The 556-nt window shown below is 69.1% G+C and carries 1 protein-coding gene; it reads left to right on the top strand.

Features of this window, described 5'->3' with window-relative positions; all coding sequences use genetic code 11:
* Positions 1 to 556, top strand: a 556-nt coding sequence (locus XAXN_RS20035) for a ribonuclease HII (RefSeq protein WP_054320806.1), incomplete at both ends; no start/stop codon positions are given.

A 556-nucleotide genomic window follows, 5' to 3' on the forward strand; every position in this document is an offset into this window, starting at 1 on the left:
ATCCCGAATGCCGAATCCCGGATTTTGACCGCCGGCGTCGACGAAGCCGGCCGCGGCCCACTGGCCGGGCCGGTGGCCGTGGCCGCAGTGGTGTTCGATCCCGGCAAGCCGCGCATCAACGGGCTGGACGATTCCAAGCAGCTCACGGCCGAGCGGCGCGAGCAGCTGTATGCGCGCATCGTCGATCGGGCGCTGGCGTGGTCGGTGGTGTTGATCGACAGCGAAGAGATCGATCGCATCAATATCTACCAGGCGACCATGCTCGGCATGCGGCGCGCGGTGGAAGGCGTGGCGCATGTGGCCGGGTTCGCGCGCATCGATGGCAACCGCGTGCCCAAGGGGCTGCCCTGCCCGGCCGAGGCATTGATCGGCGGCGACGCGCTCGACCGCGCCATCATGGCCGCCTCGATCGTGGCCAAGGTGACGCGCGACCGCCTGATGCACGAACTGCACGCGCGGCACCCGGAATACCGCTTCGACCAGCACAAGGGCTACAGCACGCCGCTGCATCTGGCCGCGTTGCAGACCCACGGGCCATGCCCGCAGCATCGGCGCA

Origin of the sequence: Xanthomonas axonopodis, from assembly GCF_001304695.1 — a bacterium.
In the GTDB taxonomy this organism is placed as follows: Bacteria; Pseudomonadota; Gammaproteobacteria; order Xanthomonadales; family Xanthomonadaceae; genus Xanthomonas; species Xanthomonas axonopodis.